The 24,410-nt window shown below is 62.0% G+C and carries 21 protein-coding genes; 11 read left to right on the top strand and 10 right to left on the bottom strand.

The window, feature by feature from the left end:
- Positions 1 to 161 precede the first annotated feature (161 nt).
- The 4 genes from KZO83_RS08825 to KZO83_RS08810 form a co-directional block, all read right to left on the bottom strand.
- Positions 162 to 2,759, bottom strand: coding sequence for a TRAP transporter permease (locus KZO83_RS08825; RefSeq protein ID WP_247620513.1), 2,598 nt, complete (start codon positions 2,757 to 2,759; stop codon positions 162 to 164).
- Positions 2,760 to 2,920: 161 nt separating this feature from the next.
- Positions 2,921 to 3,898 (bottom strand): TAXI family TRAP transporter solute-binding subunit, encoded by a 978-nt coding sequence (locus KZO83_RS08820; protein ID WP_247620512.1) that lies wholly within the window; start codon positions 3,896 to 3,898, stop codon positions 2,921 to 2,923.
- A 250-nt stretch (positions 3,899 to 4,148) separates the two neighbouring features.
- Complete coding sequence (locus tag KZO83_RS08815) at positions 4,149 to 4,955, bottom strand: sulfite exporter TauE/SafE family protein (protein ID WP_247620511.1); 807 nt, start codon at positions 4,953 to 4,955, stop codon at positions 4,149 to 4,151.
- 62 nt (positions 4,956 to 5,017) lie between these two features.
- Entirely contained in the window at positions 5,018 to 5,503 is a 486-nt protein-coding gene (locus KZO83_RS08810; RefSeq protein WP_247620510.1) for a DUF192 domain-containing protein, read from the bottom strand.
- Between the two features lie 71 nt (positions 5,504 to 5,574).
- On the opposite strand from KZO83_RS08810, the gene KZO83_RS08805 reads away from it, so the two are divergent.
- Positions 5,575 to 6,438, top strand: coding sequence for a DMT family transporter (locus KZO83_RS08805; RefSeq protein WP_247620509.1), 864 nt, complete (start codon positions 5,575 to 5,577; stop codon positions 6,436 to 6,438).
- A gap of 6 nt (positions 6,439 to 6,444) precedes the next feature.
- Here the strand turns inward: KZO83_RS08805 and modC are convergent, their stop codons facing one another.
- From modC to KZO83_RS08785, 4 genes are all read right to left on the bottom strand, one after another.
- Positions 6,445 to 7,539: a molybdenum ABC transporter ATP-binding protein gene (modC, locus tag KZO83_RS08800; protein ID WP_247620508.1), complete on the bottom strand. Its 1,095-nt coding sequence runs from the start codon at positions 7,537 to 7,539 to the stop codon at positions 6,445 to 6,447.
- The gene (modB, locus tag KZO83_RS08795; protein ID WP_247620507.1) at positions 7,532 to 8,227 is read right to left on the bottom strand and encodes a molybdate ABC transporter permease subunit; all 696 of its coding nucleotides are present in this window, start codon (positions 8,225 to 8,227) and stop codon (positions 7,532 to 7,534) included. The genes modC and modB overlap by 8 nt, the downstream gene beginning before the upstream one ends.
- Positions 8,227 to 9,027: a molybdate ABC transporter substrate-binding protein gene (modA, locus tag KZO83_RS08790; RefSeq protein WP_247620506.1), complete on the bottom strand. Its 801-nt coding sequence runs from the start codon at positions 9,025 to 9,027 to the stop codon at positions 8,227 to 8,229. The genes modB and modA overlap by 1 nt, the downstream gene beginning before the upstream one ends.
- A gap of 162 nt (positions 9,028 to 9,189) precedes the next feature.
- Positions 9,190 to 11,169 (bottom strand): ligand-gated channel protein, encoded by a 1,980-nt coding sequence (locus tag KZO83_RS08785; protein ID WP_247620505.1) that lies wholly within the window; start codon positions 11,167 to 11,169, stop codon positions 9,190 to 9,192.
- Between the two features lie 200 nt (positions 11,170 to 11,369).
- Between KZO83_RS08785 and KZO83_RS08780 the strand changes: the two genes are divergently transcribed.
- From KZO83_RS08780 to KZO83_RS08760, 5 genes are all read left to right on the top strand, one after another.
- Complete coding sequence (locus tag KZO83_RS08780) at positions 11,370 to 12,359, top strand: LysR family transcriptional regulator (protein WP_247620504.1); 990 nt, start codon at positions 11,370 to 11,372, stop codon at positions 12,357 to 12,359.
- 185 nt (positions 12,360 to 12,544) lie between these two features.
- Positions 12,545 to 12,763, top strand: a complete 219-nt coding sequence (locus KZO83_RS08775; protein WP_247620503.1) for a DUF1656 domain-containing protein — start codon at positions 12,545 to 12,547, stop codon at positions 12,761 to 12,763.
- Complete coding sequence (locus KZO83_RS08770) at positions 12,764 to 13,633, top strand: efflux RND transporter periplasmic adaptor subunit (RefSeq protein ID WP_247620502.1); 870 nt, start codon at positions 12,764 to 12,766, stop codon at positions 13,631 to 13,633.
- A 7-nt stretch (positions 13,634 to 13,640) separates the two neighbouring features.
- Entirely contained in the window at positions 13,641 to 15,692 is a 2,052-nt protein-coding gene (locus KZO83_RS08765) for an FUSC family protein (RefSeq protein WP_247620501.1), read from the top strand.
- Positions 15,693 to 15,717: 25 nt separating this feature from the next.
- A complete protein-coding gene (locus KZO83_RS08760; protein WP_247620500.1) occupies positions 15,718 to 16,137 on the top strand; it encodes a GNAT family acetyltransferase in 420 nt (139 codons plus the stop codon).
- A gap of 1 nt (position 16,138) precedes the next feature.
- Here the strand turns inward: KZO83_RS08760 and KZO83_RS08755 are convergent, their stop codons facing one another.
- Positions 16,139 to 16,897: an SDR family NAD(P)-dependent oxidoreductase gene (locus KZO83_RS08755; protein WP_097021914.1), complete on the bottom strand. Its 759-nt coding sequence runs from the start codon at positions 16,895 to 16,897 to the stop codon at positions 16,139 to 16,141.
- Positions 16,898 to 16,951: 54 nt separating this feature from the next.
- Positions 16,952 to 17,662 carry a glutathione S-transferase N-terminal domain-containing protein gene (locus KZO83_RS08750; protein ID WP_075368094.1) on the bottom strand — a complete coding sequence of 237 codons (711 nt, stop codon included), beginning with the start codon at positions 17,660 to 17,662 and terminating at the stop codon, positions 16,952 to 16,954.
- Between the two features lie 382 nt (positions 17,663 to 18,044).
- Here KZO83_RS08750 and KZO83_RS08745 point away from each other — a divergent pair, with 382 nt between their 5' ends.
- From KZO83_RS08745 to KZO83_RS08725, 5 genes are all read left to right on the top strand, one after another.
- Positions 18,045 to 19,739, top strand: a complete 1,695-nt coding sequence (locus KZO83_RS08745; RefSeq protein WP_247620499.1) for an L-lactate permease — start codon at positions 18,045 to 18,047, stop codon at positions 19,737 to 19,739.
- 237 nt (positions 19,740 to 19,976) lie between these two features.
- The gene (gene glcD, locus KZO83_RS08740; RefSeq protein WP_247620498.1) at positions 19,977 to 21,476 is read left to right on the top strand and encodes a glycolate oxidase subunit GlcD; all 1,500 of its coding nucleotides are present in this window, start codon (positions 19,977 to 19,979) and stop codon (positions 21,474 to 21,476) included.
- Positions 21,477 to 21,500: 24 nt separating this feature from the next.
- The gene (gene glcE / locus KZO83_RS08735; protein ID WP_247620497.1) at positions 21,501 to 22,625 is read left to right on the top strand and encodes a glycolate oxidase subunit GlcE; all 1,125 of its coding nucleotides are present in this window, start codon (positions 21,501 to 21,503) and stop codon (positions 22,623 to 22,625) included.
- A 2-nt stretch (positions 22,626 to 22,627) separates the two neighbouring features.
- Complete coding sequence (gene glcF / locus KZO83_RS08730) at positions 22,628 to 23,896, top strand: glycolate oxidase subunit GlcF (RefSeq protein WP_247620496.1); 1,269 nt, start codon at positions 22,628 to 22,630, stop codon at positions 23,894 to 23,896.
- Positions 23,897 to 23,928: 32 nt separating this feature from the next.
- Positions 23,929 to 24,330 carry a heme-binding protein gene (locus KZO83_RS08725; protein ID WP_247620495.1) on the top strand — a complete coding sequence of 134 codons (402 nt, stop codon included), beginning with the start codon at positions 23,929 to 23,931 and terminating at the stop codon, positions 24,328 to 24,330.
- The last annotated feature ends 80 nt before the right edge of the window (positions 24,331 to 24,410 follow it).

Here is a 24,410-nt window from a genome sequence, read left to right as displayed (position 1 = left end):
AAAGAGTATTTCTGAGCATTGTCGCAAAAAATACCACCTGCCGCCTCGATAGCGACACGCCATTGCCATTCCCCGGAGCCGCGAAAGCCACCATCAAAAACGCCCGCCTCTCTCGAGGCGGGCGCATTTTGTTACACCACGTACCGACGCGATGTGTCCGTTTACGTCGCAGCGTCGGCGTGCCGGCTCAGTGTCGGCCGCCTGCGGCGTTGCAGCCAGACGACGAGTGCGAATACCGCCAGCCCCGGTATCCACATCCACTCCTTCGGCCAGCGCTCGACGGGGGCTCGAATCGACACGATCTCTTGATCGAAATCGAAGCCCAGTTTCTCCGCCTGGCTATTGAAATCGGTCATGTCGACCAGTGTCTTGCCCTCCTCCTGCATCAAGGTCAGGCCCAGGTTCTGCATACGCTCGCTACCGCTGTCCCCTTCCGGGGCCGGTACCAACATCACGAAACTGGTCGGTGAACCATAGGCATCGAGACCGTCGACACGAACGCGCAGATTGCTATCGTCATCGATAGCGCCTAACGCTTGCTCGAACTGCGCTGGTGGGATGTCCCGATACGGATCATGAATCATGTCCATCCAGAACCCGGGCCGGAACAGCGTGAAAGCCACCAGCAACAGCAGCAGGCTCTCGTACCAGCGGTTTCTCACCACCATATAGCCCTGCGTGGCGGCAGCGAAGATCAGCATTGCCCCCGTTGCCACCACGAAGATCAGTATGCCGTGCCACCAGTTCACATCGATCAATAGCAGATCGGTATTGAAAATGAACAGGAAGGGTAACGCCGCCGTACGCAAGCTGTAATAAAACGCCTGGAAACCGGTGCGAATGGGATCGCCCCCGGAAATCGCCGCAGCGGCGAACGAGGCCAGTCCCACCGGGGGCGTCACATCCGCCATGATGCCGAAATAGAAGACGAACAGATGCACCGCGATCAGCGGTACGATCAAGCCATTCTGCTCACCCAGTTGGACGATGACCGGCGCCAGCAGCGCGGAGACCACGATATAGTTAGCCGTGGTTGGCAGCCCCATGCCCAGAATAAGGCTCAACACCGCCGTCAGCATGAGCATCAGCAACAGATTGCCCATCGACAGCGTCTCGACCAAGCCTGCCAGTACCAGCCCCACGCCGGTCTGAGAGACGGCGCCGACGATAATCCCCGCCGCCGCCGTGGCGATGCCGATGCCGATCATGTTGCGTGCACCGTCGATCAGACCCTCCCAGAGATCGACGACGCCACGCTTGACTTCATTGCCTAGCCCGCCGCGTCCACGGAAAAATGCCTCCAGCGGACGCTGGGTCAGGATGATGACGATCATGAGCACGGTCGCCCAGAACGCCGAGAGCCCTGGCGACAAGCGCTCCACCATCAGGCACCACACCAGCACCACGACAGGCAGTAGAAAATAAAGCCCTACCATCACCGTAGGCCGCGTTTGCGGAAGCACTGAAATATCGCTATTGGCATCGTCCTTCTCAAGCTCGGGGTAACGCGACCCTAGCTTGAGCAGCGCCACATAGATCACCGCCAGCCCGGCGGCGGCCACCCACGGCATGGCCTCACCCAACACCGGCTTGAGCCATCCCAACCCGTAATACACGATCAGCGCCAAGGCCATGATCCCCACCAGCCCGGTCAGGAAACCGACGAATTTCTGAAGCCATGGACGTACGGGATTGCTGCTCTCGAGCCCGCGCATATTGGCCTTGAGCGCCTCGAGGTGAACGATGTAGATCAGCGCTATATAGGAGATCAATGCCGGCAGGAAGGCATGCTTGATGACTTCAACATACGAAATACCCACATACTCGACCATCAAGAAGGCCGCGGCCCCCATCACCGGCGGCATGATCTGACCATTGACCGACGACGAGACCTCGACCGCACCGGCTTTGGTGGGGCTAAAGCCGACGCGCTTCATCATGGGAATGGTAAAAGTACCGGTCGTCACGGTATTGGCAATCGAGGAGCCCGAAATAAGGCCGGTCATGCCCGAGGCGACGACAGCCGCCTTGGCCGGACCGCCGCGATAGTGGCCCAGCATCGAAAACGCCATCTTGATGAAATAATTGCCGGCCCCGGCCTTATCCAGCAAGGCACCGAACAATACGAACAGGAACACGAAGCTCGTCGACACGCCCAAGGCGATGCCGAACACGCCTTGCGATGTTAGCCACTGGTGATTGACCAGGCCATACAGGCTCACCCCGCGATGCGCTAACATCCCCGGCATGTAGGGGCCTGCCAGTGAATAGACGATGAACACTATCGCCACGATCATCAACGGCGGTCCAAGCGCACGCCGCGTGGCTTCCAACAGTAGCAACAAACCGATCACACCGATGATGACGTCCTGCAGGATCGGCGCACCAGGGCGTTGCGCAAGTTGCTCGTAAAAGAAATACATGTAGGACGCCGCGAAAGCGCCTACCAGTGCCAGCCCCCAATCTAACAACGGCACCCTTTCGCGGGGTGAACGCTTGAAGGCCGGATAAGACATGAAAGCCAGAAAGATGGCAAAGGCCAGATGGATGGAACGTGCCTCCGTGGCACTGAACACCCCAAAGCCGAATACGAAGGGTAAGGGCGACGCGATCCAGAGCTGGAACAACGACCAGACCGCCGCCACGCAAAGCAGCAGTTTGCCAACCGGCCCCGCGGGCTTGCGAGCCCCAGTCTCGTTGGCAGCCAGTTCTTCAAGCTCGGCTTCTCGCGTGGATGCCGTCGACTTATCGTCTTGCATACTGTTGTCCCGGTGGTGTCGATCAGAGCGTGCTTCGCGCGCCCTGGCCGACCAAAAAACACATCACAGTCGCTTGTTTCATTCGCCACCGCGTGGCCAGAACCAGCGATGCGCGGCGCCGAAGCGGCCGCGCATCGTCTAGCACGACATCAAGCTAACGCTTACAGCCAACCACGCTCTTTATAATAGCGTTTGGCGCCCTCGTGCAGCGGCGCGGAGAGACCGTCGGAAATCATTTCTTCCGGTTCCAGGTTGGCGAAGGCCGGGTGCAGACGCTTGAAACGATCGAAGTTGTCGAACACCGCCTTGACCACTTCGTAGACGACATCGTCATCCACCTTGGAGGAAGTCACGAAAGTCGCCTTGACGCCGAACGTCTCGACATCTTCATCGTTGCCCTTGTACATGCCACCGGGAATGACCGATTTGGCGTAGTAGGGATATTCCTCGACCAAGCCATCCACCGCGTCATCGTTCAGCGGGACGAGGTTGGCATCCACGGTCGTGGTTGCTTCCTGAATCGCGCCATTGGGGTGGCCGACCACATACGCCATAGCATCGATGTTGTTATCCGCCAGCGCCGAGGCCATTTCGGAAGCGCCCAACTCGGAGGCCAGCGAGAACACATCTTTGTCCCAGCCTTCGGCATCCATCAGCACTTCCATGGTGGCGCGCTGACCGGACCCCGGGTTGCCGATGTTGACGCGCTTACCCTTGAGATCTTCGATGCCATGGATGTCAGCATCCTTGCGCGCCAGAACGGTCAGCGGCTCACCGTGCACGGAAAATACCGCACGCAGGTCTTCCATCGGCTGCTTGAAATCACCCTCACCGTTGTAGGCACGATATTGCACGTCGGACTGCGCGACGCCCATGCTCAGTTCATCGGACTTGATGCCGTTGATGTTGGCCACGCTGCCACCGGTAGACGGTGCGTTACAGCGAATGTTGGTGTCTTCCGAGTTGCGGTTGACCAGACGACAGATCGACTGTCCCACCACGTAGTAAACCCCTGTCTGTCCACCTGTCCCGATGGTGACGAAGCGCTCCTGATCTTGAGCCATCGCCGGCGTCGATAGCGCGGCGGCACCCAGCAGGGCCCCGGAGAATAACGCAGCGGTAAAGGCGTAACGTTTCATGCATGCACCTCTTTAACATTATTTTGACGAGCCGATCGCAAGGCCGAGGCCACGACCGACAACCGGGAGCGACCGAAAAGCACCGCGAACGCAGTACACTCCAGCGCCTTCAATTCCCTTGCACTCAGCGTAGGCAATATGTGCCAAAGCCGATAGCCGGCGGGCATGATAACCGCCCGTTGCGCCAACCGGAACAGACGTTTGCCATATTGAGCCTGCCTTCGACCAACGTCTAACTCAATGCCCACATCTATCCCGATAAGACGGTGAGCAACATCTTGACCGACAACGCCATCAGGACAAACGCGAAGATCCGCTTGAGCGCGGACACGGGCAGATGATGGGCGAGCCGAGCGCCCAGGGGTGCGGTGAAGAAGCTCACGCTCGACATCAGGATCACCGCCGGCCAGTAGACGAACCCCAGCGCTCCCACGGGCAATCCAGGTTCTCCCAAGCCGTTGATCAGATAACCGACCGCCCCTGCCAGCGCGATCGGCAACCCCACTGCTGCGGATGTGCCGATCGCACGTCGCATGGAGACGTTGCACCAAGTGAGGAAAGGCACCGTCAACGAACCGCCACCGATGGCGACCAAAGCGGAGATACCGCCGATGCTCAGTCCCACGCCCGAGACGCCCCAGGCACCCGGCAAGGTGCGCGACGGCTGGGGCTTGAGATTAATCAGCATCTGTAACGAGACGAAGGCCATGAAACAGGCAAAGAAGATGGCCAACCCCGACGTCGGCACGTGGGACGCCAGGAAGGTGCCCAGAAACGTCCCCACTAGAATGCCCGGCGTGATGGAGCGCACTACCGGCCATACCACCCCGCCGCGACGATGATGCGCGCGCAGGCTCGCCAGCGATGTGGGTACGATGGCGGCCAGCGACGTCCCGAGTGCCACGTGGACCAAGGTGTCATGCGGAAACCCCTGCAGGGCGAACAACGATGTCAGTATCGGCACCATGATACCGCCACCACCGACCCCCAGCAGGCCGGCGAAAATACCCACTACACCGCCCAAGGCCAGATAAGCCAACCACCATATCGGATCCACGTGCTCACTCCTTGTCATCGAACATTCGGTACCACTTCAGCGTCGACAGTCGGCCCGCTAGCCTAGCGCGGCGATAGTAAAGGCGCGACCGGGAGACGATCGCCCACCTCGATGCCGTGTCGACGAAAGTAACCGGCATTGACTTCCAGCGCCGCGCGAAATGGAACCTCGGCCGCATAACTGGGGCACTCGGCACTGGAAGTGGCCTTGCACGGCTGCATGTGTCGGATGGCGCGTATCTCTCCTGCCTCGCCAAGAAAAGCGATGTCCAGAGGAATCAGGGTGCGGTACATCCAGAAGCTCGACGCCGGTGGCTGCTGACGTGCATAGACGAATAGCATGCCGGCGTCCGGCGCGAGCGCGTCGCGCCCCATCAACCCTCGGGCACGCTCGTCGGCCTGCCTGGCCACCTCAACCGATAGGGTCTCGCCGGCAATCTCCAACGTGGCGCGCTCGAGCGTCGAGCGTTCCTCTCCGAATGCCGACACGAGTGTTAGCGCCCAAAGGCCCAACACTATCCAGCTCGACACGTACAATGTCCGTTTCATGCGCTATCCTCTTGCGTTCTATCGCCAAACGCGAATAGATACCTCACCCTACGCAGCCACAAGGACATACCGTGCCTCTTCGCGATCTTCTGATCGGCCTTTTAGTCATCGTCATCTGGGCCTTCAACATCATCGTCATCAAGGTCGGCGTGGACGACATGCCACCCCTGATGCTGATGACACTGCGCTTCATGCTGGTCGCCGCCTTGGTCGTCCCCTTCACACGCGTGACACGACGGCAACTGCCATGGCTGCTGGTGTTGTCGGTCACCTTCGGCGGCCTGCATTTCCCGCTGCTGTTTCTAGGCCTGGGACAGGCCGAGGCCGGCACCGGCGCCTTGCTGGTGCAAATGGGGACGCCCTTTGCCACCTTGCTCGCCGCTGTGTTCCTCAAGGAACGCCTCGACCTTCGCCGCCTGCTCGGCTTACTGCTGGCCTTCTCCGGCGCCGTGGTACTCGCTGGCGGGCCGGCGCTGCCCAATGCCACGGCCACGTTGACGCTCTTGACCAGCGCCCTGGCCTGGGCGGTATCGACGTTGATCATCAAGCGTGCGCCGGCCACCTCGCCGCTGACGCTGGCCGGGTGGATCGCGCTATTCGCCATTCCCCAGGTCGCATTAGGCAGTTGGCTTTTCGAAACTCAGCACATGCAAGCGCTTCGCCATGCCGGCTGGATCGGCTGGGGCGCGGTATTCTACACGGCGGTGATGTCGTCAATCATCGCCTATGGCTTGTGGTATTCACTGCTGCGTCGCCACCCGATCAACCGGGTCGTTCCGCTGACGTTGCTGATGCCGGTCATCGCCGTTTTTCTCGGCGTCTGGCTGCTCGGCGATGGCCTTGATAGTCACAAGCTGCTCGGTGGGGCGCTGGTCATCGCCGGGCTGGCGGTGATCAATCTGCCGGGAAGGTGGCGTGCCCGCGCCGCGCCTTGAGTACGCTCACATCACGATCACATCATGGCGGGAGATCGTCACGCTACGCAGTCGCGCCTGCAGCGCTTGCCCCGCGCGCAGTCCCATTTGGTCAACGGCTTCGCGGGTGAGACGCGCCCGCAGCGCCTGTCCGCCGACGTCCAGCATTACCTCGACGAAGGGGCCATGGGCTTCGTCACCGATCTCGCGTAGCGTCGCCGGTATGCAGGCAAAATCCGGCAAAGGCGGCGTCCATGAAGGCGCGATCCCGACATCGCGCGCCCGCAGGCGCAAACGCACCGTATCCCCCACCGCCCCCTCGAGACGCGCGACGCTCAACGTCTCGCCCTCGGTCATACCCGGCAGTACCAGACGCGTCAAGCAAAGCGCTTCATCATGCGCGACGATACGCGCCTCGAGCAACGAAGACGCCTCGAAACGCCCCGTACGCGGGCCCAGATCGAAGCGCGCAAACATCTCATCCACCGGCCCGCTGGCCATGACACGGCCCTCTTCTATCAATGCCACGCGATCGGCCAGGGCCCCGATTTCGCGCGTGTCATGACTGACGAAGAGAATCGGCACGCCAGTGTCGCGCGCCAAGCGCCGGATATAGTGCAGGAGCTCCTGCTTTCGCGCCCCATCCAACCCGGTAAGCGGCTCATCCATCAGCAGCATGCGCGGTCGCGACAATAGCGCCCGGCCGATAGCCACGCGCCGTGCCTCGCCTCCCGAAAGCAGCCCCGGCGTACGCGATAGCAAATGGCCGATCCCCAACAGTTCGACAAGACCATCGAAATCCGCGCGCGCCGCGCGCGGCATACCGTAGCGCAAATTGCCACGCACAGAATAATGCGGAAACAGCCGTGCTTCCTGAAACACGATGCCCAACTGGCGTCGGTGGGGCGGTACCCAGAGGTGGCGCTGAGTATCCATCAGCCATGTATCGCCCAACCGGATGGTGCCTGTCTCCGGCGCCTCCAAGCCGGCGATCAAGCGAATCAGACTGCTCTTGCCGCTACCCGAGCGCCCGAACAACGCCGTGACGCCTTCCGCCGGCACCGCCAGTGAGGTATCGAGCGTGAAATCACCCAACCGCTGAAAGACCTGCGCCTCAAGCATGGCGTCCCTCCAGGCGTCGGCGTGCACGCCGCGCCAACCATTCCGACGCCACCAGCGCGATCAACGCCACGATCACCGAAATCACGCACAGCCGCGCGGCGGCGGCCTCTTTTCCGGGCGTCTGCACCAGGCTGTAAAGCGCCAGCGGCAAGGTGCGCGTCTCACCGGGAATGTTGGAGGCAAAGGTAATCGTCGCGCCAAACTCGGACAGCGAGCGTGCGAATGCCAGCACGCTACCGGTCAGAAGGCCCGGCAATATCAGCGGCAGAGTCACCGTAAGAAAGGTCTTCCAGCGGCTCGCGCCTAACGTGCGGGCCGCTTCCTCAAGCTTGCGATCGACCGACTCCAACGATAGGCGCACGGCACGTACCAGCAAGGGAAACGCCATCACCGCACCGGCAAGCGCCGCCCCTTGCCAGGTAAAGGGCAGGCTCACGCCAAGCGTTTCGTGCAGCCAGTGGCCCAACGTACCTTGGCGTCCCAGCGACACCAGCAGTAAGTAGCCCACCACCACCGGCGGCAGCACTAACGGCAAATGCACGATGCCATCGAGAAGCGTCTTGCCCGGGAAGTCGAAACGCGCCAACACGTAGGCCATGCCCAGCCCCGGCAACAGAATCACGGCCACGGCGACACCTGAAACACGCAGGCTCAAGGCCAGCGCCTCCCATTCCAGCGGGGTCAACATTATGACGCGTCTTCCGCCGCCACGGTCGTAAAGCCAAAGCGTTGAAAGATCGCGGCCGCCTGACGGCCATCGAGCCAATCCGCCAGAGACTTGGCCGCATCACTCGGTGCGTCGCCGATCAATGCCATCGGATAGATAATCGGCTCATGGGACGCGTCCGGAAACAGGCCCAGCGTTTCGACCTTGTCGCTAGCCTGAGCGTCACTGGCATAGACAATACCCAACGGCGCTTCACCACGCTCGACCAATGCCAAGGCACTACGCACGTTGTCGGCACGCGCTAGCCGTGGCGCAAGCGACGTCCATTGACCGAGCGATGTCAGCGCCTGTTTGGCATAGATACCCGCGGGGACATGCTCCGGGTTGCCGAGTGCCAGGCGCCCCTCTCCCAACCGTTCGGCGATAGAGGCAGTCTCATCCGGTGTAAAGTCCTCGAGATCGCTGTCCCGAGGCGCGATCAGTGCCAAGCGATTGTTCAACACATCGTGGCGCTGTGTCAGCGGAACTCCTTCTTGCGATCCTAGCCAGTCCATCCACTGCTCGTTAGCGGATAAATAGATCTCCGCCGGCGCGCCGTTGGCAATCTGTCGAGCCAATGTCGATGAAGCGGCGTAAACGGGTACGATCTCGACATCGTGATCGCGCTCGTAAGCCTCAGCCAGCGCATCGACGGCATCGGTCAGCGAGGCCGCCGCAAAGACCTTGACGCGTTCACCTGCCAATGCCGAAAGACTTCCCATACCCAACGACAGCGCTAGAGCATGAACGATACAAAGACGAATCAACGAACGAAGTGACATAAAACTCCGGGCTTAGCGGCCTCGATAAGAATGACAAATGAATTAGCTTACTGAAAATAGCACGCACGATGGCAACAACACAGACACTCCAACCGAGACCGTTTCGCATGAAAGAGGGAGGCCTAAAGGCCTCCCTGCGCGATACGAGCGTTCGCTCGATGCTTAAAAGTCGAGGCTTGCCCCTATCCAATAACGACGCCCATCGTTCACATAACCGTATTCGTCATAGCCGATGTCTTCGTCGAACATGTTATAGACACCAAGCATGAGCTTGGCCTGCTCGGTCACCTGCCACGAACCGCCACTATCCACGAAAGTGTAGGAAGGGGCACGAATGCTACTGGAGGACGGCCCTTCGACGGGTTGGCTCTCCTTGCCGCGATAGGTAAGACGCGTCCAGGCATTGAGTCGCGCCACCGGCGTCCAGTCCAGCGTACCGCTAAATTGATGCTTGGGCAGTTGGGTCAACGGATTGCCTTCGTATTCGCCGCTTTTTTGCTCGGAGTCGGTATAGGTATAGCTCGTCGACAAGGTCAACGTCTCGGTCAGCGGCGACGAGAGTGCGAGCTCCACGCCTTGCGTCACGGCTTCGTCGACATTGATGCGGGTATTGGTCCGCAGAGTGCCGTCATCGTCGGTATCGTACTGCGTCACCGGCGGGCATGCCGTGGCCGAACCACAGCGTACCCGCGTGATCTTGTCCTCGAAGTCGTTGTGGAACAGCGTCACGCTGGCCTTCAGCCCGCGCGGGGCGCTATACAGCAAGGCAAGCTCTTTGTTGAGCGATGTCTCAGGCTCCAGGTCTGGATTGCCATAGGTGGTTCCGCCACGGCTAATGGCCCCCCAATCAGCCGTTACCTCACGTAGCCCGGGGGCGCGATACCCAGTAGAGACGCCACCTTTCAAGGTCCAACGCGGTGCCGTCTGCCATACACCATACAGGCGCGGGCTGACATGACTGCCGTAATTTTCGTTGTCATCCAGACGCACCCCGCCGGTCAGCGAGAAATCTTGCGTCAATAGCCATTCATCCTCGGCGAACAGCGCCCACTGATCGTTACTGACCTGGGTCCGGTCGGAGATCTGGTTGGTATTCTGATCATCTAGCTCTTCTTTCTCATAGTTAGCGCCCAGCGTCACGATATGACGCGACAACGGCAGTACCCATTGGGTGTTCGCCACGGTGTTGGTGATCTCGATATCACGCGACTTGTTGTCGGTGGACTCGCGTTGTACGTAACTGTCGGAGGTGGCAAATCCCCAGCGCCCGGTATGGGTCAATGCGTAATGTTCGCGATCATGCTCCGAATAGCTATCGGTGCAACCGCCTCGACATCCCTCCGTCGGAGCCGACTTGCCAACATGGGACGCACGATCCTGCGTCTCCTTGCCAACCTCAACGCCGAAGTCGTGATTCTCGCTCGGCGTCAACGCAAACTTGGCAGTCAGGCTCTGTAGGTCCTTGTCCTCGTACCCCTGCTCGATATCGTCTTCTTCACGCTTCTGGTACTGGCCATACACCCGCAGACCCAGCAGATCGTCGGCCAAGGGACCCGACACATATAGCTGCTCCTGATTGGCATTTCCCGAGTCGCTGTCTTCCTGCAGCGTGGCCTCGGCGCGCACGTTGCCGTGCCAATCATCGGCCACCTTGCGCGTGATGACGTTAATGACCCCGCCGATCGCGTCCGAACCGTACAAGGTCGACATGGGCCCGCGGATGACCTCGATACGCTCGATGGCCTGTAGTGGCGGCAACCAGTCCTGCTCGAACCCAGCACTCCCATTGGGACGAGACTCGCGCGAGGACTGGCGGCGGCCATCCACGAGTACCAGCGTGTATTGCGCGGGCATGCCACGCATGCTGATATCGGCACCGTTGTCGCCGGCCCCCCCGCCGGTCACGATGACACCCGGTACATCCCGCAGAGCATCGGTGATATCGCGGTAGGCCTTTTTCTCGAGTTGCTCGCGTGAGACAACACTGATCGACGCTGGCGCTTGTGTGACCTGCTGCGCATAGCCGGCAGCGGTCACGACGACATCGTTCAGCTGGACATCGTCCTCGGCAGCATGCGCCATGGATGTATTACAGGCGGCAACGGCTAGCGCCAACGTCGATAGACGTGAAAGATAGGACATGGTGCGTTGTGCTCCCTGATGAATCCCACTCCGGAGCCGGCCGGAGCTTTTGCATGATATTTTGATATTTAATGCGAATTTTTATCATTTAGATTCTTTCACAAGGAACAACAACAGACCACGGGACGGCGCGTTTCATAATCCGCAACGCAACGAGACACCATTACAAGCGTTAATGATTTTCAAAAACGTCGTGCAATATGCCAGAATGGTCGCCCACCCCACGCACCACGCTGATGATGGTCTATGGCATGCACGATCTCGATGAACTGACCGCATTCGCCTCGGTCATGGCGTCCGGTAGCCTGACCGCCAGCGCCCGCGAACTGGGACTAGCGAAGTCGACACTCAGTCGGCGCATCAGCCAGTTGGAAGAACGGCTGGGACAGCCGCTACTTCGGCGCCAAGCCAACCGACTGCTTCCCACCGAGGCCGGCACGCTATTTCTCGCCTACAGTCAGCAGATAATTCACCTCGCCGAGCAAGGCCAGCAGGCGCTCGACGACTTGCGCGCGGATGTCAGCGGCGCGTTGACCGTCGAGGTGCATAACGCCTTTACGCGGGGCTGGTTCAGCCAGCAGATGGAAGATTTCGTGGCACGTCACCCGGGCGTGCGCCTGAACCTGCATACCCGCCTGACGCCGCCCACAGGCCCCGAAGACGAAACTCTGTGCCTGTGGCTGGGCAACGTCGCCGACTGTGGCCTGCGTCAGGAGACGCTTGGCTACATGCATCGTGGCGTCTACGCGCATCCCGACTATTTTCGGCGCCATGGCATGCCTCGCCACCCCCGCGAACTGACAGAACACGCCTGGGTCGACCTGCTCGGTACCAGTGAAGAAGGCGTGACGCTGCATCACACTCGTGAAGGAGAGACCCGGATCACGCTGCCGCCCTCACGTCTGCACGTGGATCAATACGTCCTGCATATCGATGCCATCGCACGGGGACGTGGTCTGGGCCTTCTTCCTCACTGGATGGCCGAGAAACGCCTCCAGCATCATCCCGGCAGCTTGGCGCCTTGCCTCGCAGAATGGGCCCCCTCATCGCTTCCCATCACCTTGCTCTATCCCTTCGGGCGTTTGCCTCGCAAGAGCGTCACGCTTCTCGAACAGATCCGCCAGGCCGTGCCGGAGAGCTGGCGCCTGCATTCACCTATCCCGCCCGAGCGCGTTTTCACGCTAGACTGACAGCCTCAAAATGGCATGCTGTACTCTTTTATAAAGAACCGATTCATATAAAAAGCTGGCTCAAGTGAAAGTCGGTGCATGTGGGCGCATGTGGCAGCCGGTTCATGCGAAATGCCGATGTCCAGGTGTCGCGCATTTTGATAGCGTGCTAACATATGCGCTTGCCTTGGCGAACGGGAGAGGGAATGGGTCTCAAGGAAATCGCTGTCGGTGGCATTTATCTCAGTCCACTGCTTATCTATGCCTTGTTAGGGTTCATCGGCGCACTCATCGTGCGTACCGTATTGCATCGACTCATCGGGCAACATATCCCGTGGTTCGAAGCGTGGTTCGATGTCGCCTTGTTCGTCATCATTACCGCCGCCGTCGCCTTTGCCTTCTCGTCCACTGCTGGAATCGTTTAAATGCGCACACCGCTACGCATGCTGATCACTCTCGTTGTCGTGGCACTGGCCGTCGCTGCCGGCGTCTGGCTCTGGCATTACTACCTGTATACGCCGTGGACCCGCGATGGCCGCGTTCGCGCCGACGTCATCACGATCGCCCCGGATGTCTCGGGCTGGGTGCGCCAGCTGCCGGTGAGCGACACGCAAAAGGTCGAGCAAGGCGACACCCTGTTCCAGATCGATCAGGCGCGTTACCAAACTGCCGTCAACAAGGCCCAGGCCGTGGTCGCGTTGAACCAGGCGCAGTTGGAGCTCAAACGACACGAGGAGAACCGGCGCAACAACTTGAGCAATCAGGCCATCAGCAGCGAGGATCGCGAAGTCGCGCGCATCGATACCCGCGTGGCAAAAGCCAATCTCGACGAGGCCCAGGCCAACCTGGAAAGCGCCCAGCTCGACCTGAAGCGCACCGTGGTCGAGGCGCCCGCCGACGGGCATATCCTCAATCTGCGTCTTACCGAGGGCAACTACGTCTCGGCCGGCAATGCGGTGATGGCGCTGGTCAAATCGGATTCCTACTATGTGACCGGGTATTTCGAAGAGACCAAGATGCCGCGTATCGATGAAGGCGACACCGCCAGGATTACGCTGATGAACGGCGATACCGAATTGCGTGGCCATGTCACGGGAGTCGGTCGCGGGATCGCCAATAGCAATACCTCACCCAACGATCAGCTCTTGCCCCAAGTCGAACCCACCTTCAATTGGGTCAGGCTAGCGCAGCGGATTCCGGTGCGCATCGAGCTCGATGAAGTCCCCGACGAGACGCTGCTCAGTGCCGGCATGACCGCCACCATCCACATCGTCGACGACACGGACGCCGACTGAGCCGCCCATGTCGCCCTGGATCGAAACCTATCTCACTCCCTCGAAGGCGTCACTGCAGTTCGCCACCAAGACTACCCTGGCGATGCTGCTGGCGCTTTACATCGCACTATGGTGCGATCTCGACCGTCCTTATTGGGCGTTGATCTCGGCAGCTTTTCTGCAGATCCGCCCAATGAGCGGCATGGTCGTCGAGAAGGGCATTTGCCAGATCGGCGGCACGCTCATCGGTGCGCTGGTCGGCATTGTCATCATGGCCTTCTTCGCCCAGGCGCGTGTGCCCGCTCTGATTGCGCTGACGCTGTGGATCATGTTCTGCGCCTACGGCAGCTCGCTGTTGCGCAACAACTTCTCCTATGGCTGCATCATGGGCGCCGTGACCGCGATGCTGATCGTGGTGATTTCCGCCAACCAGCCCCCCAGCGGCATCTTCGACATCGCCGTGGCGCGACTCTCCGAACTCGGCCTCGGGGCGCTGTGCGCCACCCTGGTCAGTGCCTTGCTGTGGCCCACGCGCGTCAAGGATCACTTGGCCAATCAGGCCGACGAGGTGATCAACCAAGCCTTCACACATGCCAGTCAGCACCTCGACGCCGGCGATGGCCTGGACGCCATGCAGCACTCGTTAACCGCCAGTCTCGAACCGCTGACGATGCTCGAAACCGACAGCCAGGCGGCCCGCTACGAAGGCCCCGATGGCGCCGGCCGCATCCGCGCGACGCATGTGCTCACCCGGCGCACGTTGCGTTTCTTCGCCACGCTAGGCGCGCTTTATCAGTTGCTGCACGATCATCGCGAGCGCATCAGCGCGCCCCTGCACCAGTTGGCCAACGAAATCGCCGACGGCTTTCGCAACGCCGAGCACGTGAAAGGCGTGCCCGCCGCACGCCGCCAACTACAGGACCTGCGCAAGCGCGCTCACGGCTATGCCGACACGCAACTCGACCCCTTGCAGCGCCGTGTGCTTCTGGCGCTGCGCGAGGTACTCGGTCATGCCATGATCATGCTCGACGCGCGCGAGGCCATCGCCCATCCCGGACGCAAGCAGCTACGCGGCGGCTCGCTGTCCTGGCATCGCGACCATCTGGTAGCGTTGCTCAATGCCGGCCGCGCGGGACTGGTCTTTTCGTGCCTGGCCCTCTTCTGGTTGCAGACGCACTGGAACAACGGCCAGGTCGCGATGCTACTAGGTACTCTGTTCTCGGCGTTTTTCGCCACCCGCGATAATCCCGTGACGATCTGCATGATGTTCTTCAAAGGTATGCTGGCCGCATTACCCAGCGCCTTCCTATTCGGCCATGTGTTGCTCTCGCAAGCCAACGGCTTTCCCATGCTCGCCATGCTCTTCGTCACGCCGCTTTTCCTGGGGCTGCTTGGCGCCTCCAACCCGCGCTTGATGGGTTATTGTCTGGCCTTCACTATCTTCAACATTCTGCTGACCATGCCCGGCAATGGGATGGACTTTTCTTTTGATAGCTTCGCCAATCGTGCCATCGCCGTCATCGTTGGACTCAGCGCCGTGGTGATGGGGTTCCGCCTGTTCCCCGGTCTGGGAGCACCGATCCGGCGGCGGCGTTTGATCGGCGCCATCAGCCACGACCTGCGGTATATCGATCAGCAGCCTTTGCATGAAGCCGAAAGCCGCTTCAGCGGTCGCATGGCCGACCGCCTGCTGCAACTCGCACGGCACGACGACATGCTGCCCGAGGATCATCGTCACTTATTCATGATCGGCCTCAATGGCCTCGACCTGGGTCGCTCGTGCTTGCGCCTGCGCCACCGACTGGAAGACGCACCAGCGCCAGCGCGCGACGCCATGCGACATCTTCTGGACACGCTGGCCGACGGCTTCGAGGACAGTGCCCATGGCCGCTCGCCCCAGGGAATAAGCGAGGCCGGCCAAGCCCTGGACGACGCCATCGCACGCCATGGCGGCATCGAAGAAGACGCGCGCAAGCTCATCGAAGGCTTGATCGAGCGACTCGTCTTGGTGCTGGAACGACAGGCCGAGGTCATGGCCGAACGTCAGACACCGGCTACTGCCACGGCCAAGACCGCCTGAGGCCGGTACCCTTCGAGAGGAGCATATGCAGATTCGACCTTTCCAGCCTGTCGATGAAGACAGCGTCATTGCGCTCTGGGAGCGCTGCGAGCTGACGCGCCCATGGAACGACCCACGCCGCGACATCGCGCGCAAGCTTGCGGAAGACCCCAGCCTGTTTCTGGTTGGAGTAGAGGCGGGAACGGTGATCGCCAGTGCCATGGCGGGCTATGACGGGCATCGTGGCTGGGTGCACTATCTAGCGGTCAGCCCCGACTGCCAGCGCCGCGGCCTTGGCCGCCAATTACTCGCCGCCGTGGAGCGCGCCCTGCAGGCCCGGGGCTGCCCAAAACTGATGCTGATGGTACGCAACGAGCATCCCACGTTGATCGACTATTACCGCCGCCAAGGATACGACGAAGGTGACTTCGTGACCCTTGGCAAGCGCTTGATCGCCGACGATTGACTCAGTCGCGATCGACAGCGAAGGCGGACCAAGCCTGGCGTGTCGGCATGACTTCGAGGCGATTGACGTTGACGTGCGCCGGCAGCGACACCGTATAGCAGATCAACTCGGCGATATCTTCGGCCTCGAGTGGTGTGGTGTCGCCGTAGAGCTTATCGGAGGCCGCTTGATCGCCACCGGTACGCACCAGCGTGAACTCGGTTTCGGCCATGCCCGGCGCGATATCGGTGACCCTCACGCCGGTGCCTTGCAGATCGCAGCGCAGGTTATAGGAAAACTGCTGCACGAAGGCCTTGCTCGCGCCGTAGACGTGACTTCCCGGATACGGCCACTGCCCCGCGACCGACCCTAGGTTGACGATACTCGCGCCGGCCCCGGTCTCGATCAACGTAGGCAGCAGCGCATGCGTCACGTTGACCAATCCGGTGATGTTGGTATCGATCATCGTATGCCAGTCGTCCAGATCCGCCTTCTGCGCCGGCTCCGGCGCCAGGGCCAAGCCGGCATTGTTGATCAGCGCCTTGACCGCGCGGAAACCCTCCGGCAACGCCGCAACGACGCCCTTGATCGCCTCGGCATCCCGCACGTCGAGCACCGCGGTATGTACCGGCACTTTGTCGCTTAGCTCCTTCTCGAGGTCCGCGAGGCGCTCCGCGCGCCGTCCGGTGAGAATCAGCGACCAGCCCGCCTCGGCGAAACGCCGTGCCGCAGCACGCCCGAAGCCCGAGGTCGCGCCAGTAATCAATACGATATCGCTCATGCTGTGCTCCTTATCCTCATACGCCCTACCCCTCATGGCACGCTCACAGCGCCATCAACCCGGATAGCCGCCCTCGATGTCGACGATGCGCGTGGCATTGCGCCCTACGCCACCATGCTGATCCAGCATGCGCTCGATCCAGGCATAGACCGGGTCGGCATTGGAGACGAGATCCGCCGCCGACACGCAGCGGGCCCACATGAAATGGCCGAAAACCATGTAGTCGGCACCACCGGGCGCCTCGCCGTCGAGGAAGTCGGCCTCTTCGAGACGCCCACGCAGCGGCTCGAGGGCCGCATCGAGTGCCGAGAGCCCTTTGCTGGGCGCGTGCATTTCCTCGAGGCTGCGTCCCAGCGCCTTTTCACGCGTCTCACGAAAATAGGCCTGATCGTCGGGATGCACGACGTTGAACAAGTCCATGACGATGGTGCGCAGGATCCCCGGCGCCAGGGCCCGCTCGCTGTAGAACTTGAAGAAGCGCGCCCGTGACTCGGCCGTGTCGTCGCCCAGCAGCGGCTTGTCCGGGTACTCACGGTCGAGATAACGGAAGATCTCGTAACTATCGGTGACCGTGGTCTCGCCATCGACGAGTACCGGCACCTTGCCTTGCCCCGAAAACGCGATCGCCTCTTTCTGGGTAAATCGCCATGGAATGAAATCGCATTCCAGGCCCTTGTGCGCCAGCGCATAGCGCACGCGCCAGCAATAGGGAGAAAACCGCAGCCGTTCGTCACGGCCGCTCAACTCGTACATCTGCAACGCCATGTCATCGCTCCTTCTCGAGATGCATCGCGTGGGGAAGCGCCCACGCCCAGGAAGTCGACGCTACCACACGCCACGCAATCGCGCCTATGCGCTACGCATCCTTGCCGCGATGTCCTTTGCGGGAATCGTCTATTAGTCGAACTCATACCGCACGAAACGCCTCGTCAAAGCCCTATGTGCCTCCGACGAAGGTCACAAGAGAGCACGTAGAAATTTGATTTTGAAAGATAATTTAAACCCGTTAGCTTGCCAACACTATTGGTAATACCAATTACCCATTAATTGGCCTTTCTGCGTTTCACGTTTATCTTTCGCTCGATGACGGGCGACATCCGCCTGCCTCCGTTTTGCGCTGCACAACAACACAATCAGGGGCACTTTCATGAATCAAACGCTGCTCTCGCTACTCGCCTTCCTGCCATTGGTGCTGGCCGGCGTCTTGCTGATTGGCTTCCGGGTTCAGGCCAAGATCGCCATGCCCGTGGTGTTTCTGGTCACGGCACTGATCGCTCTGCTGGCCTGGGACATGACCTTCACACGGGTGCTGGCTTCCACGTTCCAGGGATTGATCCTCACCGTGGGCCTTTTGTGGATCATCTTCGGCGCCATCATGCTGCTCAACACCCTGAAGCACTCCGGCGGGATCACCGCCATCCGCAACGGCTTCTCCAGCATCAGCCCCGACCGTCGCGTTCAGGCGCTGATCGTGGCGTGGCTGTTCGGCTGCTTCATCGAAGGGGCGTCCGGCTTCGGCACGCCTGCCGCCGTCGCCGCACCGCTGATGGTTGCGCTGGGCTTCCCGGCATTGGGAGCCGTCACCGTGGGCATGATGATCCAGTCCACGCCGGTCTCCTTCGGCGCCGTCGGCACGCCCATCGTGGTCGGCGTCACCGGCGGCCTCAATCGCAATGCGATCACCGAGCAACTGACCGCCAACGGCTCGAGCTGGGAAAGCTTCTTTCGCCTGATCGCCTCGGAAGTCGCCATCACCCACGCCATCGTGGGCATCCTGATGCCTTTGATCATGGTCATCGTGATGGTGCGCTTCTTCGGCGCCAATCGCTCCTGGAAGGAAGGCCTGTCGATCACGCCGTTCGCGCTCTTCACCGGCGTCGCCTTCGTGGTCCCGTACGCGCTGGTGGGCGTCGTTCTGGGCCCCGAGTTCCCGTCGATGATCGGCGCCCTGGTCGGGCTGGCCATCGTTGTGCCGGCCGCCAAGAAAGGTTTCCTGCTGCCCAAGGACACCTGGGATTTTCCGGACAGCACGACCTGGCCGGACGAATGGCTGGGGAACCTGGAGATCAAGATGGATCAGGTCGCCGGCAAGGCACCGATGTCGGTCTTCATGGGCTGGGTGCCCTACGTGCTGCTGGCCGTCCTGCTGGTCATCTCGCGCACTGTGCCGTCGGTCACTTCGACACTGCAGTCGCTCAGCGTGAGCTGGAACGACATCCTCGGTGAGAGCGGCGTTTCAGGCAGCCTTCAGCCGCTGTACCTTCCCGGCGGCATCATTCTCATCGTGGTGCTGCTCACTGTGTTGCTCCACCGCATGCGCGCCAGCGAGCTGGGGGCGGCCTTCAGCGAGTCGACCAAAACGCTGCTGGGCGCCGGGTTCGTGCTGATCTTCACCGTGCCCATGGTGCGCATTCTGATCAACTCCGGCGTCAACCAGGCGGACCTGGTGTCGATGCCCGTGGCCATGGCGCAACTGGTGGCCGACGGCGTGGGACACGTCTATCCGTTCTTCTCGCCCGCCGTCGGGGCGCTGGGTGCCTTCATCGCCGGCTCCAACACGGTGTCCAACCTGATGCTCTCGGACTTCCAGTTCAACGTCGCCGAAGCGCTGGGCGTGTCCACCGCGATGATGGTGGCCCTGCAGGCCGTGGGCGCCGCCGCCGGCAACATGATCGCCATTCACAACGTGGTCGCCGCCTCCGCCACCGTGGGGCTGCTGGGCCGCGAGGGCACCACGCTGCGCAAGACGATCCTCCCCACCCTGTACTACCTGATCTTCACGGGGCTCATCGGGTTGATCGCCTTCTACGTGATCGGCGTGAGCGACCCGCTCATGGGCTAGCGCCTGACCACCACGCGCTTTCACATCATCGCACACACTATCGCCCCGCCCCGGCCATGCCGGGCGGGGCTTTTCTGCGAAGTCATTATTGGTAAGACCAATTCTCCAATCATTAGGCTTTCGGCTAATAGGCACGGCCGCATGCCATAAGAGAATATGGAAACACTTTCCATAAGTGGCGAGGCCATGCGCCGAACGCCCTCGCCCACGCGTGGCGGCATCGCCCAAGGAGACCGCATGAACATCCTCTTTGACGAACGCCTGGACGGCACGCTGCCGGCGATCGACAAGGATGCCCTTGTCACGCATCTGACCGCGCATCTCCCCGACATGACGCTGCTGCATCGCGAGGAGGACCTGCGTCCCTTCGAATGCGACGGCCTCTCGGCATACCGCGTGCTGCCCATGCTCGTGGCACTGCCCGATACCCTGGAACAGGTGGAAGCCCTGCTCGGCATCTGCCACGCCCAGGGCGTTCCGGTGGTCACGCGCGGCGCGGGCACCGGCCTCTCCGGTGGCGCCCTGCCCCTCGAAAAGGGAGTGCTGCTGGTGATGTCCCGCTTCAGCCGCATCCTCGACATCGACCCCGACGCCCGCACCGCACGCGTACAGCCCGGTGTGCGCAATCTGGCGATTTCCGAAGCGGCTGCGCCTCATGGGCTGTATTACGCACCCGACCCTTCCTCGCAGATCGCCTGCTCGATCGGCGGCAACGTCGCCGAGAACGCCGGGGGCGTGCACTGCCTCAAGTACGGGCTGACCGTGCACAACGTGCTCGCGGTGAACATCCTGACCATCGAAGGGGAGCACATCACGCTCGGCAGCGAAGCCCTGGATACGCCGGGCTTCGACCTGCTGGCGCTGTTCACCGGCTCTGAAGGCATGCTCGGCGTGATCACTGAAATCACCGTCAAACTGCTGCCCAAGCCGGAAAGCGCCAAGGTACTGATGGCCAGCTTCGACGACGTCGAGAAGGCCGGCAAGGCAGTGGGCGACATCATCGCCGCCGGCATCATTCCCGGCGGCCTGGAAATGATGGACCGGCTGGCCATTCAAGCCGCCGAGAACTTCGTCAAGGCCGGCTACCCGGTGGAGGCCGAGGCCATCCTGCTGTGCGAGCTGGATGGCGTAGAAGCCGACGTTCACGATGACTGCGAAACGGTTCGCCGAGTGCTCGAGGCCGCCGGCGCGACCGACATTCGGCTCGCCCGCGACGACGCCGAGCGCGCCACCTTCTGGGCCGGACGCAAGAACGCCTTCCCCGCGGTGGGGCGCATGTCGCCCGACTACTATTGCATGGACGGCACCATTCCCCGGCGCGAGCTGCCGCGCGTGCTCAAGGGCATCGCCGACCTATCGGCAACCCACGGTCTGCGCGTGGCCAATGTCTTCCATGCCGGCGACGGCAACATGCACCCACTGATTCTGTTCGATGCCAATGCGCCGGGAGAACTGGCACTGGCCGAGGAAGTGGGCGGCAAGATCCTCGAACTCTGCGTCGAGGTCGGCGGCAGCATTACCGGCGAGCATGGCGTGGGACGCGAGAAGATCAACCAGATGTGCGCCCAGTTCTCCCCCGACGAGATCACGGTCTTTCATGCCGTCAAGGCCGCCTTCGATCCGCTCGGGCTGCTCAATCCCGGCAAGAACATTCCGACGCTGGCGCGCTGCGCCGAATTCGGCGCCATGCACGTTCACCAGGGGCAATTGCCGCACCCCGAGTTGCCGCGTTTCTAACGGCATGCGTGCGAAGGAGACTATATGACGCATCCACAGGATCAACATCCGCCACAGGACGCACGCACCTTGCCGGCGCGCGATCACGATGCCAGCGAGGCCCTGCTCGAACGCGTGCGTCAAGCCGCGGCGACCGGCACGGCGCTGCGCGTCGTCGGGAGTGGCAGCAAGGGGTTCTATGGTCGACCGGTCATCGGCGAAACGCTCTCGCTGGCCGAGCACACCGGCATCGTCAACTACGATCCCGTCGAACTGGTGGTCACGGTACGCGCCGGCACCCGCCTGGCCGATCTGCAAGCCGCACTGGCCCAAGAGGGACAGCAACTGGCCTTCGAACCACCCCATTTCGGCGAGAACGCGACCGTGGGCGGCACGGTGGCCTGCGGGCTTTCCGGCCCACGCCGTCCGTGGGCCGGCAGCGTGCGCGATTTCGTGCTCGGCACACGCATGATCACCCATGACGGCAAGCGGCTGCATTTCGGTGGCGAGGTCATGAAAAACGTCGCCGGTTACGACCTCTCGCGGCTCATGGTCGGCGCCCAGGGTACGCTCGGCATCATCGACGAAGTCTCGTTCAAGGTGTTGCCGCGCCCCGCCGCCAGCGCCACGTTGCGCCTCGAGATGGGGCTGGGCGACGCCATGGCACGCCTCGCCGAATGGGGACGCAAGCCGATGCCCATCACCGGCGCCGCCCACGACGGCGAGACCTTGCACCTGCGGCTCGAGGGGGGCGCCAGCTCGGTGGCCAATACCCAGGCGCAACTGGGTGGCGAGCCGGACGATACGGCGTTCTGGACGCAACTGCGCGAACTCGAACTGGCGTTCTTCTCGCGCCGACACGACGACCGCCCGCTCTGGCGGCTGTCGCTACCGCATCGCGCACCGCCCCTGGCACTCGACGGCGATACGCTCGTCGACTGGGCCGGTGCCCAACGCTGGCTGCGCAGCGAGCTTCCCGCCGCGACGATTCGCCAGCACGCCGCTCAGGCCGGCGGCCATGCCACCCTTGTCGACCGTGACCGAGCGCACGGCGTCGACGCGCCGTTCACACCGCTTTCCGTGGTGTTGGACAAATATCATCGCCAGCTCAAGGCCAAGCTCGACCCCAAGGGGATCTTCAATCCCGGGCGACTCTATGAGGGGCTATAGCCATGCAGACGAATTTTTCCGACGAGGCGCTGCGCCAACCGCACATTCGCGAGGCCGACCGCGTCCTGCGATCGTGCGTGCACTGCGGCTTCTGCAACGCCACCTGCCCGACCTATCAACTGCTGGGCGACGAGCGCGACGGCCCGCGCGGGCGCATCTACCTGATGAAAGAGCTGCTCGAAAGCCGCGACGATGACGACCAGGTCACGCAAGAAACGCAAACCCACCTCGACCGCTGCCTGAGTTGTCGCAACTGCGAGACCACCTGCCCCTCGGGGGTCGAGTACCACAAACTGCTCGACATCGGGCGCGCCGAGGTCGAGCGTCGCGTCGGGCGTTCCTACAAGGAGCGTGCCTTGCGTTATGGTCTACGCAAGGCACTGGTCGAACCGCAGCGGTTTCAAGCGTTGCTCGCCCTGGGCCAGACCTTCCGACCGCTGGCGCCGACCTCGCTGAAGGCCAAGATTCCGCCCCGCGAGTACCGTGCGGGACGTACCGCGCCCACGACGCACAACCGTCGCATGCTCGTGCTCGAGGGCTGCGTGCAACCGGGATTGTCCCCGAACACCAATGACGCCGCGACCCGCGTTCTCGACCGGCTGGGCATTGCCCTGAACTCAGCCCCCGCGGCAGGCTGCTGCGGCGCCATCGACTATCATCTCAATGCCCAAGAGGCTGGCCGCGAGCGCATGCGGGCCAACATCGACGCCTGGTGGCCATACATCGACCAAGGCGTCGAAGCCATCGTGCAGACTGCCAGTGGCTGCGGGGCTTTCGTCAAAGAATACGGCGACATGCTCGCCGACGACCCGCGCTACGCCGACAAGGCCAAACACATCAGCGCCCTGGCCAAGGACCTGGTGGAAATCCTGCGGGAAGAAGACCTGGACGCATTGGCGATTCACGGCGACGCACGACTCGCCTTCCATTGCCCTTGCACGCTGCAGCACGCCCAGAAACTGGGCGGCGCGGTGGAAAGCGTGCTCGGCCGCCTGGGGTTCACACTGTCCCCGGTGCGCGATCCCCATCTATGCTGTGGATCGGCGGGGACCTACTCGATCACCCAGCCCGCCTTGGCAACACAATTGCGCGACGACAAGCTCGACGCGCTCGAGGCCGGTCACCCCGAGCAGATCGTCACCGCCAACATTGGCTGTCAGACTCACTTGGCAGGTGCAGGCCGCACCCCGGTCCGACACTGGATCGAAATCGTCGATGAGGCTCTGACCCCGGCCACGAGCGACGCGCCTCGAGCTGCGAGTGTCCCGTAGCTCGTAGCTCACATTTCCCACAGGAGACCTGCATGAAAACTCAAGCCGTACTCGAACTCAGTGACGTCAACCGACTGCTCGACGCCGGGCAACAGGAAGCCGAGGCCAATGGCTGGGCGGTGACCATCGCCGTAGCCGATGCCGGCGGCCATCTGCTCGGCTTGCGCCGCCTGGACGGCGCGGCCCCATTCAGCGCCGGGATTGCCACCGAAAAGGCCCGCAACGCCGCCATCGGCCGCAAGGAAACCCAGGCCTTCGAGGACATGATCAACAATGGCCGCACCGCCTTCGTCAGCGCACCGATGCAGGCGCTGCTCGCCGGTGGCGTGCCGGTGGTCGTCGAGGGTAACGTCATCGCCAGCGTCGGCGTTTCCGGCGTCAAGCCCGATCAAGACGTGCAAGTCGCCAAGGTCGCCGTCGCCGCCTTGGCGTGACCCTTCGCGCGACGTGAGACACGCCGCAGGCGTGTCTCCGCTTCCCTATCCTTTCCTCCACTTCTCCCTTATCGGCCCTG

This window comes from Chromohalobacter moromii (genome assembly GCF_023091865.1).
Lineage (GTDB): Bacteria > Pseudomonadota > Gammaproteobacteria > Pseudomonadales > Halomonadaceae > Chromohalobacter > Chromohalobacter moromii.
The sequence above is the reverse complement of the archived record's forward strand: the minus strand, read 5'-3'. Positions and strand labels throughout refer to the sequence as shown.